Consider the following 14351-nt stretch of genomic DNA (forward strand, 5'->3'; position numbering starts at 1 on the left):
TGCTATGTCATTTGCCAAAGGCGCCGGAAACAAGCGGCGAAACCCGGGACTTCGAAAATGACCAGACAGACCGCCAACGTCGCCTCTTTTGCCAACCACATGCCGGATGTGGTGGCGATCCGCCACCACCTGCACCGCCATCCCGAAATCGGCCTGTCCGAGTTCAAGACGTCGGACTTCATCGCCGAAAAGCTGGTGGAAATGGGCTATGAGGTGACGCGGGGGCTCGCCGGGACCGGCATCGTCGCCACGCTGCGCAATGGCGACAGCACACGCACGCTCGGCATCCGTGCCGATATCGACGCCCTGCCGATCCACGAGGAAACCGGGGCGGAATATGCAAGCGCCAATCAGGGCGTAATGCATGCCTGCGGCCATGACGGCCACGCCGCCATGCTTCTGGGGGCGGCAAAGATCATTGCCGAACGCCGGAACTTCGAGGGAACGCTGCATCTTATCTTCCAGCCTGCGGAAGAAAATTTCGGCGGCGCCCGCATCATGATCGAGGACGGCCTGTTTGACCGCTTCCCCTGCGATGCGGTTTTTGCCCTGCATAACGATCCCGGCGTGCCCTTCGGGCAATTCGTGCTGCGCGACGGGCCGATCCTTGCCGCCGTCGACGAGTGCAGGATCACCGTCAACGGTTATGGCGGCCACGGTGCCGAACCGCAGGATGCGGCAGACCCCATCGTTGCCGGCGCAAGCATCATCATGGCGCTGCAGACCGTGGTGTCCCGCAACATCCATCCGCAACTGTCGGCCGTCGTCACCGTGGGCGCATTCCATGCCGGTGCGGCGAGCAACGTCATTCCCGAAACGGCAGAGATGCTTCTTACCATCCGCTCCTTCGATGCCGGCGTCCGCGACGAGCTGGAAAAGCGCATCCGGGCGATAGCGGAAGGTCAAGCGGCGAGCTACGGCATGAGCGTCACCATCGATTACGAGCGCGGCTATAATGCAACCGTCAACCACAAGGCGGAAACAGACTATGTCGCCGATCTCGCCCGCCGTTTTGCCGGCGCTGAAAAGGTGGCTGAGATGCAGCGCCCGTCCATGGGCGCGGAAGACTTCGCCTATATGCTGGAAAAACGGCCCGGCTGCTATTTCTTCCTCGGCACGGCGCGCACCGACAACGACCCGCCGCTACACCATCCGAAATTCGATTTCAATGACGACATCCTGCCGATCGGAACGGCTTTCTGGGTCGATCTGGCTGAGGATTACCTCAAGGCGTGACAAACAGTAAAAGGCCGGTCGGAGGAGCGACCGGCCTTTTGTTCTCAAGTTACCTGATGGGAAAAGTCGGGAGGATCAGGGAACGAGACCGAGAATAACCGCGGCGACAAAGGCCACGCACACGCCGACAAGAGCCGCGTGCACCGAATCTCTCCAATTGCGCGGCGACTGGGGCTGCGAGACAAAGTCTTTTACTTTTCCTGCCTTGGAATAAGACATTGTGCGCTCCCTTCCCTGTCAGGCCCGCCGGAGCGGGCAGTGGTTAATTTCAACCAAAGAATAGCTTTATCCCCTACCGTTCCAGTAGAGATAAAATTCCATAAGAAGCGCCAATTGGGAAAAATAGGGGTCGCCACTTGCCTCCCAACAAGCATCAATCTACCCATCGCGGAATATTAACGCGGCAGGACGGCGTTCGTTCAGGCGAACTGTCCGTGGACGGGAAGAGATGACGGATATCGACGCCATCATCATAGGCGCGGGGGTAATCGGGCTTGCGGCGGCCCGTGAGCTTTCAATGCGCGGCCTTTCTGTCATCATCCTCGAAGGTGAGAAGGAATTCGGCTCCGCGACCTCCTCCCGCAACAGTGAGGTCATTCACGCCGGGCTCTATTATCCGTCTGGAAGCCTCAAGGCCCGCCTCTGTGTCGAGGGTAAAAAGCAGCTCTATGCCTTCTGTCAAAGCCATGGTGTTGCACACCGCCGCTGCGGCAAGCTCATCGTGGCTTCAGAGGAGGCTGAGACGGCCCTGCTGGCCGCACTCAAGGACAAGGGTGAGGCGAACGGCTGCGAAGATCTGGAACTGATCGATGGGCATGAGGCGCTTTCGCTCGAACCCGCCCTCGCCTGCGGGGCAGCCCTGTTTTCGCCCTCGACCGGCATCATCGACAGCCATGGCTATATGCTGGCATTGCTCGGCGAGGCGGAAGACCACGGCGCGGCTCTTGCCTTGAATGCTCCCTTCGAAAGGGCGGAGCCGATCGGCGAGGGTTTCCGGGTCCATGTCGGTGGCAGGGACCCCATGAGCCTGACATGCCGCCTGCTCGTCAATTCCGCCGGCCTCGTCGCACCCATGGTGGCAAAAGAGATCGCGGGATTGCCGGCCCATGCCATTCCGCAGCCGCGTTTTGCCAAGGGCAGCTATTTTTCGCTGACGGGCAAGTCGCCGTTTTCACGGCTGATCTACCCGGCACCGCACACCCACGGCCTCGGCGTGCATCTCACTCTCGATCTTGCCGGCCAGGCCCGGTTCGGCCCTGACGTGGAATGGGTCGAGAGCATCGATTACGCCGTCAATCCCCGCCGCATGGAGGGTTTCGGCGAGGCGATCCGCCGCTACTGGCCGGGCCTTCCCGAGGACGCCCTGATCCCCGCCTATTCCGGCATCAGGCCGAAGATTTCCGGCCCCGACGAACCCGCCATGGATTTCCGTATCGACGGACCGGAGACCCACGGACTTGCCGGCCTCGTCAACCTGTTCGGCATCGAAAGCCCCGGCCTCACCGCCTCGCTGGCGATCGCCGCAGAGGTTGCGGCTCGGCTCGAGGACTGATCTCACGCCGCCGCTTCAGCCAAAGCGGGACAGCGCATCCGCCATGATCCCGGGATCGACATTGCCCCCGGAGGCAACCGCAATCACCGTATCGCTCTCCAGCTCGTGGCCATGAAACAGCGCTGCCGCAAGAGCCACGGCGCCGCCGGGTTCAATGACGATCTTCAGCCGGTTGAAGGCAAGCACCATGGCCCGCAACGCTTCCTCATCGGTCACGGCAACGCCTTTTCCGCAAAGCTTGGCCAGAATAGGGAAAGTGATGTTGCCGGGCTGCGGTGTGATGATCGCATCACAGATGGAACCGGAAGTCGAAACGTTACGCTCGATCTTGCCCGATGCGAGCGAGCGCGCCACGTCATCGAAATGCTCGGGCTCTGCGGTCCTGACTTTGTAGGCCGGCGCCTTCGCGGCAAGTGCGAGCGAGATGCCGGATGTAAGGCCGCCGCCCCCGCAGGGCACGAGAACCTCGGCCGCGCCAATCCCCAACTCCGTGCCCTGTTCGGCAATCTCAAGTCCCACGGTCCCCTGTCCTGCAATGACAAGCGGCTCGTCGAAGGGCCTGATCAGCGTCAGCCCGCGTTCGCGTGACAGGCGATCACCGATGGCGTCGCGATCTTCGTTCACCCGGTCATAAAGCACCACCTCTGCGCCATAGGCACGGGTATTGTCGATTTTGATCTTCGGCGCATCCGACGGCATGATGATAACAGCGGGAACGCCATGCAGGCGGGCGGCGAGCGCCACGCCCTGCGCATGGTTGCCGGAGGAAAAGGCGATGACACCCTTGGCGCGCACCTCCGCCGGCAGGCCGGACACTGCCGACCAGCCGCCGCGAAACTTGAAGGAACCCGTTCTTTGCAGGCACTCGGCCTTCACGAACAGCTTTCGTCCGGCAATCTCGTCCAGAAAAGGTGACGACAGCAATGGTGTCCGCACCGCATGGTTGCCGATACGCTGGCGCGCGGCCTCTATCATCGAAATATCTGTCATGCCCTGTCCCTGTAACGCGGATTCGGGGATACATTAGGAGGTCGCAATCAATTGCGAAACCACCCGGAAAAGAAAAATCCCCGGACGCAGCCGGGGATTTTTCTTCATTCTCGCTCAGTGATTATGCCGTGGCATCTTCTCGGCGATCCTGCGGAAATCCGCAGCCCCCTCCAGAACCGCGCCATCCGAAAGCTGGGTCACCGATTGACGGTAGATACGCTGCCAGGGCGTTGCATCCGCCGGTACAGCAGGAATGCCGTCGGCCTTGCGCGCTTCCAGTTCCGCCTCCGGCACCAGCGCATTGCACTCACCTTTGTTGAAGTCGATGCGGATCACATCGCCGGTGCGCAACCATGCCAGCCCGCCGCCAGCCGCACTTTCCGGCGAGGCGTTGAGGATTGACGGGCTGTCAGCCGTTCCCGATTGCCGCCCGTCGCCGATTGTCGGCAGGCTGGTAATACCTTTTTTCAACAGCGCATCCGGCGGCTGCATGTTGACGACCTCAGCCGAACCTGGCCAGCCGAGCGGACCGGCTCCGCGAATGACAAGGATGGTGCGCTCATCGATATCCAGCGCCGGGTCGTTGATGCGGGCGTGATAGTCTTCCGAACCATCGAAAACAACGGATTTGCCCTCGAAAATCCCCTCGCGGCCCGGCTCGCTCAGATAACGTTGCCGGAATTCCGCCGAAATCACGCTCGTCTTCATGATGGCGAAATCGAACAGATTGCCCTTGAGGACCAAGAAACCGGCCCGTTCCTTGAGCGGCCTGTCGTAAGGCAGGATCACGTCGCGGTCAGTCGATTCCCGCCCCTCGAGATTTTCCGCCATGGTCCTGCCGGTCACGGTCGGACAGTTTCCGTCGAGCCTGCCGGCCTGCAGAAGCTCCCACATGATGGCGGGCGTGCCGCCGGCGCGGTGGTATTTCTCACCCAGCCATTTGCCGGCCGGCTGAACATTGGCCAGCAGCGGAATGTCGTAACCGTGGACCTGCCAGTCCTCCTCGCGAAGTTCAACACCGGCATGTTTGGCCATTGCCGCCAGATGCGGCTGGGCGTTGGTGGAACCGCCAATCGCCGAATTGACGCGGATCGCGTTCAAAAACGCCTCGCGCGTCATGATATCGGAAGGCTTGATATTCTCGACAACCAGTTCGACGGCGCGGCGACCCGTGCGATAGGCCATCTGACCGCGTTCACGGTAAGCGGCCGGGATCGCGCCACAGCCGGTGAGCGACATGCCGAGCGCCTCCGCCATGGCGTTCATGGTGGACGCTGTGCCCATGGTGTTGCAATGGCCGACCGACGGGGCTGATTCCAGCGCTGCCTGTAAGAATTCCTCGCGGGTGATTTCGCCCGCGCCATATTTGCGGCGCATACGCCAGATCACCGTGCCGGAACCAACCAGATCGCCGTCGTGATAACCGTCGAGCATCGGGCCGCCGGAAAGGACAATGGCCGGGATATCCACCGTGCTTGCCGCCATCAGCGCCGAAGGCGTGGTCTTGTCGCAGCCCGTGGTCAGAACGACGCCGTCGAGCGGATAACCGTAAAGCACTTCCACGAGGCTGAGATAAGCAAGATTGCGGTCAAGCGCCGCCGTCGGGCGCTTGCAGTTTTCAAACATCGGGTGGGTCGGAAACTCGATGGGAATACCGCCCGCATCACGGATACCGTCACGTACCCGCTTGACCAGCTCCACGTGGACGCGGTTGCAGGGCGTCAGATCGCTGCCGCTCTGGGCAATGCCGATGACCGGTTTTCCGGAACGCAGCTCTTCCGGCGTCACCCCGTAATTCATGAAGCGCTCCAGATAAAGCGCCGTCATGTCGAGATGGTCGGGATTGTCGAACCAGTCCTGGGATCGCAGGCGGCGCATGGGTGCCTTGTCGTCGCTCATGAGATCGCCTCAGCCCTGTTCCCGGTTGTTGAGTTTTTCGAGGTAAAGCAGGATGCCGCTATGGTCGATATCGGCCCCGCCATCACCCACAAAGTCATCGAATTCCCGCGTCACCTGCTGGGTCAGCGGTAATGTGAGCGACATATCCTTCGCCATTGCCAGCACGCCGTTCAGGTCCTTGAGCTGGAACTTGGACGGGCCGCCCGGCACGAAATTGCGCTTCACCATGCGTTCGCCATGCAGTTCCAGAATCCGGCTTTCGGCAAAACCGCCGCGGATGGCATTGCGGAAACCTTCGCGGGATGCGCCGCCCGCTTCCACCAGCATCATCGCCTCGGCAACCGCGCCGATCGTAATGGCGACGATCTGCTGGTTGGCGAGCTTACAGAGCTGACCGGCACCCGAGGGACCGACATAGGTCAGCCGGCCCATTGGCGCAAAGACATCGGCGAGACCCGAGATCAGCGCCTCGTCACCACCGGCCATGATCGCAAGTGTGCCGGCGGTCGCGCCCGGCACACCGCCGGACACCGGGGCATCGACGTGATGAATGCCGAGCGCCTCAAGCCGCGAGGAATGTTCCCGCGCAATCGGCGGCGCAATCGAACTGCTGTCGATCACCACAGCACCCTTTTTCAGCGCGTCGGCCACGCCGGCCGCAAACAGCACCTCGCCCACGGCCGTGCCGTCGCTCAGCATGGTGATGACGATATCAGCCCCCTTGGCGGCCTCCGCTGGAGACGCCGCCAGAACCGCACCATCGGCGACAAGGGCTTCAGCCTTGTCGACGCTGCGGTTCCAGACCGTGACCGAAAAGCCTGCGCCCAGCAGTCGTCGGGCCATCGGACCGCCCATCAGGCCCGTGCCGATAAAGGCAACAGACCGCTTTTTCTCCTCCCCGCCAACATTCATTTCAGTGAACCTCCCAGTTCGTCCTCGATATGAACCTGAATGATCTCTTCGAAAGAGCTTTCGGCGGTGAAGCCCAGCTCGCGGGCGCGCTTGGCTTCAAAACCGGGTGCCCAGCCCTCGCACATGCGCATGATCATCTCATTCGGCTCGCGGCGGATGAGGGAGACGGCCTTTTCGCCAGCCACCTTGCGCAGCGCTTCGATCTGCTCGCCAACAGTGGCGCTGAGGCCGGGCATCGACAGGTTGCGGCGCGGGCCGACCTTTTCGACGTCGATTGTTGCACCATGAATGAGGAAACCGACGGCAGAGCGCGGTGAGGCATGCCAGTGGCGAATGCTTTCCGGTACAGGAAGAACCGCTTCCTGGCCGACCAGCGGCTCGCGCAGGATATTCGAGAAGAAGCCGGAGGCAGCCGCATTTGGCTTGCCGGGGCGAATGCAGATGGTGGGAAGACGGATGCCGATACCGTCGAAGAACCCGCGACGGCTGTAATCGGACAACAGCAATTCGCAGATCGCCTTCTGCGTACCGTAGCTGGTCAGCGGCGTGGTGTGGAATTCATCCGGGATCGGATAGGGAAGCGGCGCACCAAACACGGCAATCGACGAGGTGAAGACCACGCGCGGCTTGTAACCGTCCTTGCCGTTGGCAATGCGGATGGCGTCGAAGAGATAACGGGTGCCATCGAGATTGATACGGTAGCCCTTGTCAAAATCGAGTTCGGCCTCACCGGAGACGATGGCGGCGAGATGGAAGATGGCATCCGGACGGGCCTCCACCAGCTTTTCAGCTTCACCCGGAGCGGAGAGATCAGCTGCGCGCGCATCGACCGCACCGGCAAAACCGGCGGGCGCTTCGGGCTGGAACACGTCGATAAGCGTGAATTTCTCGATCGGCTTGCCACCCAGCGATCCATCTTTCACGAGACGCTGCGTCAGCTTGCGGCCAACCATACCTGCGGCGCCGATGATTGCGATATGCATGTCTTCCTCCTCTTTGTCCCGGTCATTCTCCCGAGACCGAAAAAACATCATCGGCCTGTCGACCGATAAATTAGCTTGTAAGGTTGTCTGATAACCTTATATGATCGGATTGAAAATAGTATTTTTTCACAAACTGGAAAAAGCAAGGGTGCCGGTAGAATCAACGGTACGACCCTTGACCGGATATTTAGGGCGGATTGGACGGAGAGGGTGGAATGACGATCGTGAGTGAACACGATATCGAGGAACTGCGGTTCTCGCTGAAGAACAGGCTGGGCGAGGCCCTGTTGCTGACATCGCAGGAAGACATGCTGCGCTATTGCCGCGACTGGCACGGCGACGTCACCAGCTCGGCCGTGGCCGTCATCCGTCCCCGCTCGACCGAGGAAGTGTCCGACACGGTGCGTGCCTGCGCCGAACTTGGCCTCGCCATCATCCCCCAGGGTGGCAATACCGGCCTGGTGCTCGGCGGTATTCCGGATGCGCCCAGGCATCAGATCGTGCTGAGCCTTGAACGCATGAACGCCATCCGCACCATAGATGGCGACGATTTTTCCGCCGTCGTGGAAGCGGGCTGCATTCTCTCTGAATTCAAGGACGCCGTTCAGGACAAGGGCATGTTCTTCCCGCTGTCGCTCGGCGCGCAGGGCAGCTGCCGTATCGGCGGCAATGTCTCCACCAATGCCGGTGGCATCAATGTCCTGCGCTATGGCATGACCCGCGAGCTGGTACTGGGCCTCGAAGTGGTGCTGCCGGATGGCACCGTCTGGAACGGACTGTCGACGCTGCGCAAGGACAATCGCGGCATTGACCTGAAGCAGCTTTTCATCGGCGCGGAAGGAACGCTCGGCATCATCACCGCCGTTGCCGTCAAGCTCTACCCCAATCCGGAACATGTCGAAACGGCGCTGCTCGGCCTCAATTCGCTCGACGATGCCATCAAGCTCTACCGCCGCGCCCGCCGCGAATGCTGCGACCTGATGTCCGCCTTCGAATTCATGCCGCCGGTCGCCTTCACGCTGGCGATCGAGGCAATCCCCGACCTCAGGATGCCTATCGCCGGCGATTACCCGGCCTATGTGCTGATGGAAATTTCCGGCTCCGGTCTGGTGGATACCGCCGATCTGATGGGCCGCTTCCTTGAGGGCGTCATGGAAGACGGTCTGGTACTGGACGGCGTCATCGCGTCCTCGCGGGCGCAGGCGCAATCGTTGTGGCTGTTCCGTGAAGGCATGAACGAAGGTCAGGCGCTGCGCGGCAGCCATATGCGTACCGACATTTCGGTGCCGCTTTCGAAACTCTCGGCTTTCGTGGCCGAGGCGGAAGCCGAACTTGCGGAAAAACTGCCGGAATGCCTTGCGGTTTCCTATGGCCATGTCGGCGACGGCAACGTCCATCTCAACGTCCTGCCCCCCAATGGCGCGACACCGGAGGAGCGTGAGGCGTTCATCTACAAGTCCAAGACACTCGTCAACGAGGTCCTCGACCGTTACGTCGGCAGTATCAGTGCCGAGCACGGCATTGGCCGCCTGAAGCGCTCCGATTTCGAAAGCCGGCTATCGGATGTGCAACGTCGGATGATCACGGGTTTGAAAAATGCCTTCGACCCCGATTTGCGCATGAATCCCGGTTGCCAGATAAGCCTGCAACCGGATAGCTAATCGAGGAACGGCAAAGGCGGCTGTGAATATGCCGCCTTTTAAAACCCGCCGACGGCGAAGGAGGACGTCGCCTGCGGCGGGCAAAATGAACCAATCGTTTCTGCGGAACGGGAGCAATCATGACGCTGGAGTTCAATCAGATACATCGCAACGATCATCTGCCCGGCCGTATCGCCGCCGAGATTGCGCGCGAAATCAATGATTCGAAACTCGGTCCGGGCGACAGGCTGCCGACGGAACATGTTCTGGCGAAAACCTTCGGCGTCAGCCGCTCGGTCATTCGCGAGGCGATCGCGCAATTGCGCAATGAAGGCTTCGTCGAAACCCGCCAGGGCGTGGGCGCATTCGTCACCGATCCCCGCCAGAGACTGTCCATCCGGATCGAGCGCTCCCGCCTCAATGATCCGGACAATTTCCGCGACCTCTTTCAGCTTCGCATGCCGCTGGAAATAGAAGCGGCAGGGCTTGCAGCACTGCACCGCAGCCCGCAGCAACTGACGCGGCTGGCCGCGGCGCTGGAGAAAATGAAGACCGCCGACGACTGGTCTACCGAAGGTGTTGCCGCCGATCTCGACTTTCACCGTATTCTGGCGGAAGCGACTGAAAACGAATATTTCCTGATGTTCCTCGGCTTCATCGCGGAACGCATCAGTTCCGCCATCAACATCGCTTTCTCCCGCGCGGTGTTCGGTGAAATTCTTGAGGTGACGATCGCCGAACATGTGGCGATCTACGAAGCCGTCGAGAAGGCCGATGCGACCGCAGCCAAGAATGCCATGCGCAAACATCTGATCGGCGCGGCAAGCCGGGTCAATCTGGAACTGGATATATTCTGAAGCACGGAATAAATGCGCCGACCGTAAAGCTATAGGACAGGTTTCCAGGCTTGACCGGTATCCGGAACCGAAAGGCGATAATTTTGTCCGCGAGACCGCTAGACTCGCCGGAAAAGTCATACTAAGAAGAATGAGATTAGGTTGTCAGACATCCAGACAATAAGACCGCAGGAGGCGGCCTGTCGATGGGCTGAAGGGGAGGACATTATATGACCGGCGCAAGGTCCATCGACGCTACCGCAATTCTGCCTGAAGATTACGAAAACGCCCTGCTCGTTGGCCGCGTCTGGTCGAAGAGCGAAGGCGGTCCCTGCCCCGTCCTGCTCAAGGGCGGCGTGCTTTATGACCTCACCTCGATTTCCCCAACCATGTCCGAACTTCTGGAAACGACGGATCTGGTGGAGCGGCTCGCCAACACCGGCACATTTGTGGCACTTGGCGCGCTTGAAGCATTTCTCGACGGTTCCGCCGGCTTGCTTCTGGCCCCCAACGACATTCAGGCCGTCAAGGCCGCAGGTGTCACCTTCGCCGACAGCATGCTGGAACGTGTGATCGAAGAACAGGCCAAAGGCGACCCGCTTCGCGCGCAGGAAATACGCGGACGTCTGGCGCCGGTTCTCGGCGACAACCTGAAGGGACTTGAGGCCGGCTCCGAGAAGGCCGCCGAGGTCAAGAAACTGCTCCAGGAAATGGGCCTCTGGTCGCAATATCTGGAAGTGGGCATCGGTCCGGATGCGGAAATATTCTCAAAGGCACAGGCCATGGCCTCGGTCGGCTGCGGTGCACTGATCGGCGTTCACCCGAAATCGCAGTGGAACAACCCGGAGCCGGAAGTGGTGCTCGCCATCACCTCCGATGGCCGCATCATCGGCGCGACGCTCGGCAACGACGTCAACCTGCGCGATTTCGAAGGCCGTTCCGCCCTTCTGCTCAGCAAGGCGAAGGACAACAATGCCTCCTGCGCGATCGGTCCTTTCATCCGCCTGTTCGACGGCAGCTTCACCATCGAAGACGTGAAGAAGTCGCAGATCTCGCTTCTGGTCGAGGGTGAGGACGGTTTCACCATGACGGGTGTCAGCCCCATGGAGGCGATCAGCCGCACGCCGGAAAACCTCGCTTCGCAACTCTTGAACCGTAACCATCAATATCCTGACGGCGCCGTCTTTTTCCTTGGCACGATGTTCGCGCCGGTAAAGGACCGCCATGGCCCAGGCCTCGGTTTCACCCATGCCAAGGGTGACCGTGTCGAAATCTCCACGCCCAAGCTCGGCAAGCTGATCAACTGGGTCACGACGACCGACGAATGCCCGGAATGGACATTCGGCACCGCGGCCCTGATGCGCAACCTGGCGAAACGAGGGCTACTCTAGATATTTCTTCGGGAGGGGAAAATGCAAAAGACCATCAATCTCTTTTACCGGATTCTCGAAATCATTCTCGTCCTGCTGCTCGCCGGCATGTCGATCATGGTTTTCGTCAACGTCGTCATGCGTTACACGATGAATTCCGGCATCAACGTCTCGGAAGAACTGTCGCGCTATTTCTTCGTCTGGCTGACCTTCATCGGCGCCGTGCTGACATTTCGTGAGAACAGCCACATGGGCATCGAAACGCTCGTGATGTTTCTCTCCCGCCGTGCCCGTATCGTCTGCATGATCGCGTCGAACATCATCATTCTGGCCTGTTCCGCCATCTTCTTCTGGGGAACCTGGAAGCAGTCCGGCATCAATGCCAGCATGCATGCGCCCGTCACCAAACTGTCGATGATCTGGGTCTACGGCATCGGCATGTTCACCGGTGGCCTGATGTTCATCATCGCACTGGAACGCCTGTACCGTCTTTTGACGGGCCGCGTCACGGAAGACGAAATCGCCCAGTTCGCGGGCGAGAACCTGACGATCGAACAGCTTTCGGAGCGCTGATACCATGACACTTCTCGTTTTTGTCGGCTCTCTCCTGGGAGCCATGGCGATTGGCGTTCCCGTCGCTTTCTCGCTGATGTTCTGCGGCGTCGTGCTCATGTGGTACATGGGCATGTTCAACACCGCCATCATCGCCCAGAACATGATTTCGGGCGCGGACACCTTCACGCTGCTCGCCATCCCCTTCTTCATTCTGGCCGGTGAACTGATGAATTCCGGCGGCCTGTCCCGCCGCATCATCGACTTTGCAATTGCGCTGGTCGGCCATATCCGTGGCGGCCTCGGCATCGTGGCCATCGTCGCGGCCATCATCATGGCCAGCATCTCCGGTTCGGCAGCAGCCGACACCGCAGCTCTTGCCGCAATTCTCATCCCGATGATGGCCAAGGCCGGTTACAATATTCCGCGTTCCGGCGGCCTCATCGCCGCAGGCGGCATCATCGCCCCCGTTATTCCGCCGTCGATGGCCTTCATCGTTTTCGGCGTCGCCGCCAATGTCTCGATCACCCAGCTTTTCCTTGCGGGTATCGTTCCCGGCATCCTGATGGGTGCGTCGCTCATCATCGCCTGGCTCATCGTGGTCCGTAAGGATAACGTCAAGCCGCTGCCGAAGACCTCCGCCAAGGAACGTCTGACCGCCACTGCCCGCGCCGGCTGGGCGCTCGGCATGCCTGTCATCATTCTCGGTGGCATCAAGGCAGGCATCATGACGCCGACGGAAGCTGCCGTCGTTGCGGCTGTCTACGCGCTTTTCGTCGGCATGGTGATCTACCGCGAACTGAAGCCGGCGGATCTGTTCCATGTGCTTCTGCGCGCCGCCAAGAGCACGTCCATCATCATGTTCCTGGTTTGCGCGGCGCTCGTCTCCGCATGGCTCATCACGGCTGCGAACATCCCGAACGAAGTCGCAGGCTATATCGAGCCGCTGATCGACCGCCCGATGCTTCTCATGGCCGCCATGATGGTTCTGGTTTTCATCGTCGGAACCGCGCTCGACCTGACGCCGACCATCCTGATCCTGACGCCCGTTCTGATGCCTATCGTCAAGCAGGCGGGCATCGACCCGGTCTATTTCGGCGTTCTCTTCATCATCAACAACGCCATCGGCCTGATCACCCCTCCGGTCGGCGTGGTTCTCAACGTCGTCAGCGGCGTCGGCCGCATCCCGCTCGGCAAGGTCACGATCGGTGTCTGGCCGTTCCTCGTTGCCGAAACCATCGTTCTGGCGCTGCTCGTGATTTTCCCGGACATCGTCCTCGTACCGCTGCAGTATCTTCGTTAATCCGCAACCGCTTCTCGAACACAATCCAAGGGAGGATATTATGAGAAAGCTTCTTCTGACCACCACGGCCATCGCTTTCGCCGTCGGCGCCGCAGCTCCGGCAATGGCCGAATTCAACAGCCGTAACATCCGCGTTTCGAACGGCATCAACCAGGACCACCCGGTCGGCAACGGCATCAAGGCCATGCAGGCCTGCCTCGATGACAAGTCGGGCGGCAAGCTGAAGTTGACGGCATTCTGGGGCGGCGCTCTCGGCGGCGACCTTCAGGCGACACAGGCCCTGCGCTCCGGCGTTCAGGAAGCCGTCGTGACGTCGTCCTCGCCGCTCGTTGGTCTCATCCCCTCGCTCGGCGTCTTCGACCTGCCGTTCCTCTTTGCGAACGACAAGGAAGCTGACGCGGTCATGGATGGCGCCTTCGGCGACATGATGAACAAGAAGCTGGAAGAACAGGGCCTGGTAAACCTGGCTTACTGGGAAAACGGCTTCCGCAACCTGTCGAACTCCAAGCACGCCGTCACGAAGTGGGAAGACTTCTCCGGCCTCAAGGTTCGCGTGATGCAGAACAACATCTTCCTCGACACCTTCCAGAACCTTGGCGCCAACGCAACGCCGATGGCCTTCGGCGAAGTCTTCTCGGCGCTTGAAACCAACGCGATCGACGCACAGGAAAACCCCTATGTGACGATCGACACCTCCAAGTTCTACGAGGTGCAGAAGTACATCACCGAGACGAACCACGCTTACACGCCGTTCCTCTTCCTCTTCTCCAAGCCGATCTTCGACAGCTACACACCCGAAGAACAGGCTGCCCTGCGTGAATGCGCAATCGTCGGCCGCGATGAAGAGCGCAAGGTCATCCGCGAACTGAACCAGCAGTCGCTGGAGAAGATCAAGGCCGCCGGCCTCGAGGTCAACACGCTGTCTCCGGAAGAGCAGACCCGTATCCGCGAAAAGTCGATGGTCGTTTACGAAAAGCACAAGGCTGAAATCGGCGCCGATGTCGTTGACGCCGTTCTGGCGGACCTGAAGAAGATCCGCGGCCAGTAAGCCCATTTGGTAGAAATGAAAAACACCCGG

Annotated in this window: 13 protein-coding genes; 8 read left to right on the forward strand and 5 right to left on the reverse strand. The window is 60.5% G+C overall.

The features are described 5' to 3' along the window. The first annotated feature begins 57 nt into the window (after positions 1–57). On the forward strand, positions 58–1236 hold the full coding sequence (locus JZX88_RS17830) for a M20 aminoacylase family protein (protein WP_206914321.1): 1179 nt from the start codon (positions 58–60) through the stop codon (positions 1234–1236). 75 nt (positions 1237–1311) lie between these two features. Here JZX88_RS17830 and JZX88_RS17835 read toward each other — a convergent pair whose 3' ends face one another. Continuing rightward, positions 1312–1455 carry a hypothetical protein gene (locus JZX88_RS17835; RefSeq protein WP_081284474.1) on the reverse strand — a complete coding sequence of 48 codons (144 nt, stop codon included), beginning with the start codon at positions 1453–1455 and terminating at the stop codon, positions 1312–1314. A 229-nt stretch (positions 1456–1684) separates the two neighbouring features. Here JZX88_RS17835 and JZX88_RS17840 point away from each other — a divergent pair, with 229 nt between their 5' ends. Further along, on the forward strand, positions 1685–2788 hold the full coding sequence (locus JZX88_RS17840) for an NAD(P)/FAD-dependent oxidoreductase (protein WP_206914322.1): 1104 nt from the start codon (positions 1685–1687) through the stop codon (positions 2786–2788). A gap of 15 nt (positions 2789–2803) precedes the next feature. Here JZX88_RS17840 and JZX88_RS17845 read toward each other — a convergent pair whose 3' ends face one another. The 4 genes from JZX88_RS17845 to denD form a co-directional block, all read right to left on the reverse strand. Next, entirely contained in the window at positions 2804–3778 is a 975-nt protein-coding gene (locus tag JZX88_RS17845) for a threonine/serine dehydratase (protein ID WP_206914323.1), read from the reverse strand. A gap of 114 nt (positions 3779–3892) precedes the next feature. Further along, positions 3893–5677, reverse strand: coding sequence for an IlvD/Edd family dehydratase (locus JZX88_RS17850; protein ID WP_206914324.1), 1785 nt, complete (start codon positions 5675–5677; stop codon positions 3893–3895). A 9-nt stretch (positions 5678–5686) separates the two neighbouring features. Continuing rightward, positions 5687–6589: an NAD(P)-dependent oxidoreductase gene (locus JZX88_RS17855; protein ID WP_065114350.1), complete on the reverse strand. Its 903-nt coding sequence runs from the start codon at positions 6587–6589 to the stop codon at positions 5687–5689. Beyond that, positions 6586–7572 carry a D-erythronate dehydrogenase gene (gene denD, locus JZX88_RS17860; protein ID WP_065114351.1) on the reverse strand — a complete coding sequence of 329 codons (987 nt, stop codon included), beginning with the start codon at positions 7570–7572 and terminating at the stop codon, positions 6586–6588. The genes JZX88_RS17855 and denD overlap by 4 nt, the downstream gene beginning before the upstream one ends. A 215-nt stretch (positions 7573–7787) precedes the next feature. Here denD and JZX88_RS17865 point away from each other — a divergent pair, with 215 nt between their 5' ends. The 6 genes from JZX88_RS17865 to JZX88_RS17890 all read left to right on the forward strand — a co-directional run bounded on the left by JZX88_RS17865 (position 7788) and on the right by JZX88_RS17890 (position 14321). Beyond that, the gene (locus tag JZX88_RS17865) at positions 7788–9233 is read left to right on the forward strand and encodes an FAD-binding oxidoreductase (protein WP_206914325.1); all 1446 of its coding nucleotides are present in this window, start codon (positions 7788–7790) and stop codon (positions 9231–9233) included. A 119-nt stretch (positions 9234–9352) separates the two neighbouring features. Continuing rightward, entirely contained in the window at positions 9353–10069 is a 717-nt protein-coding gene (locus JZX88_RS17870) for a FadR/GntR family transcriptional regulator (RefSeq protein ID WP_065114353.1), read from the forward strand. A 209-nt stretch (positions 10070–10278) separates the two neighbouring features. Beyond that, on the forward strand, positions 10279–11439 hold the full coding sequence (locus JZX88_RS17875) for a fumarylacetoacetate hydrolase family protein (RefSeq protein WP_206914326.1): 1161 nt from the start codon (positions 10279–10281) through the stop codon (positions 11437–11439). 21 nt (positions 11440–11460) lie between these two features. Further along, the gene (locus JZX88_RS17880) at positions 11461–11991 is read left to right on the forward strand and encodes a TRAP transporter small permease (RefSeq protein ID WP_065114355.1); all 531 of its coding nucleotides are present in this window, start codon (positions 11461–11463) and stop codon (positions 11989–11991) included. Positions 11992–11995: 4 nt separating this feature from the next. Continuing rightward, entirely contained in the window at positions 11996–13273 is a 1278-nt protein-coding gene (locus tag JZX88_RS17885; protein WP_065114356.1) for a TRAP transporter large permease, read from the forward strand. Positions 13274–13313: 40 nt separating this feature from the next. Then, the gene (locus JZX88_RS17890; protein ID WP_110756637.1) at positions 13314–14321 is read left to right on the forward strand and encodes a TRAP transporter substrate-binding protein; all 1008 of its coding nucleotides are present in this window, start codon (positions 13314–13316) and stop codon (positions 14319–14321) included. Positions 14322–14351: the final 30 nt, after the last annotated feature.

The sequence above is a fragment of the Agrobacterium sp. OT33 genome, assembly GCF_017313365.1.
Taxonomy (GTDB): domain Bacteria; phylum Pseudomonadota; class Alphaproteobacteria; order Rhizobiales; family Rhizobiaceae; genus Agrobacterium; species Agrobacterium rhizogenes_A.

What these genes read in the sequence shown, in the direction of transcription:
- JZX88_RS17830 (WP_206914321.1), top strand. Translation starts at nt 58, where the DNA reads ATGACCAGACAGACCGCCAACGTCGCCTCTTTTGCCAACCACATGCCG.
- JZX88_RS17835 (WP_081284474.1), bottom strand. Translation starts at nt 1,455, where the DNA reads ATGTCTTATTCCAAGGCAGGAAAAGTAAAAGACTTTGTCTCGCAGCCC.
- JZX88_RS17840 (WP_206914322.1), top strand. Translation starts at nt 1,685, where the DNA reads ATGACGGATATCGACGCCATCATCATAGGCGCGGGGGTAATCGGGCTT.
- JZX88_RS17845 (WP_206914323.1), bottom strand. Translation starts at nt 3,778, where the DNA reads ATGACAGATATTTCGATGATAGAGGCCGCGCGCCAGCGTATCGGCAAC.
- JZX88_RS17850 (WP_206914324.1), bottom strand. Translation starts at nt 5,677, where the DNA reads ATGAGCGACGACAAGGCACCCATGCGCCGCCTGCGATCCCAGGACTGG.
- JZX88_RS17855 (WP_065114350.1), bottom strand. Translation starts at nt 6,589, where the DNA reads ATGAATGTTGGCGGGGAGGAGAAAAAGCGGTCTGTTGCCTTTATCGGC.
- denD (WP_065114351.1), bottom strand. Translation starts at nt 7,572, where the DNA reads ATGCATATCGCAATCATCGGCGCCGCAGGTATGGTTGGCCGCAAGCTG.
- JZX88_RS17865 (WP_206914325.1), top strand. Translation starts at nt 7,788, where the DNA reads ATGACGATCGTGAGTGAACACGATATCGAGGAACTGCGGTTCTCGCTG.
- JZX88_RS17870 (WP_065114353.1), top strand. Translation starts at nt 9,353, where the DNA reads ATGACGCTGGAGTTCAATCAGATACATCGCAACGATCATCTGCCCGGC.
- JZX88_RS17875 (WP_206914326.1), top strand. Translation starts at nt 10,279, where the DNA reads ATGACCGGCGCAAGGTCCATCGACGCTACCGCAATTCTGCCTGAAGAT.
- JZX88_RS17880 (WP_065114355.1), top strand. Translation starts at nt 11,461, where the DNA reads ATGCAAAAGACCATCAATCTCTTTTACCGGATTCTCGAAATCATTCTC.
- JZX88_RS17885 (WP_065114356.1), top strand. Translation starts at nt 11,996, where the DNA reads ATGACACTTCTCGTTTTTGTCGGCTCTCTCCTGGGAGCCATGGCGATT.
- JZX88_RS17890 (WP_110756637.1), top strand. Translation starts at nt 13,314, where the DNA reads ATGAGAAAGCTTCTTCTGACCACCACGGCCATCGCTTTCGCCGTCGGC.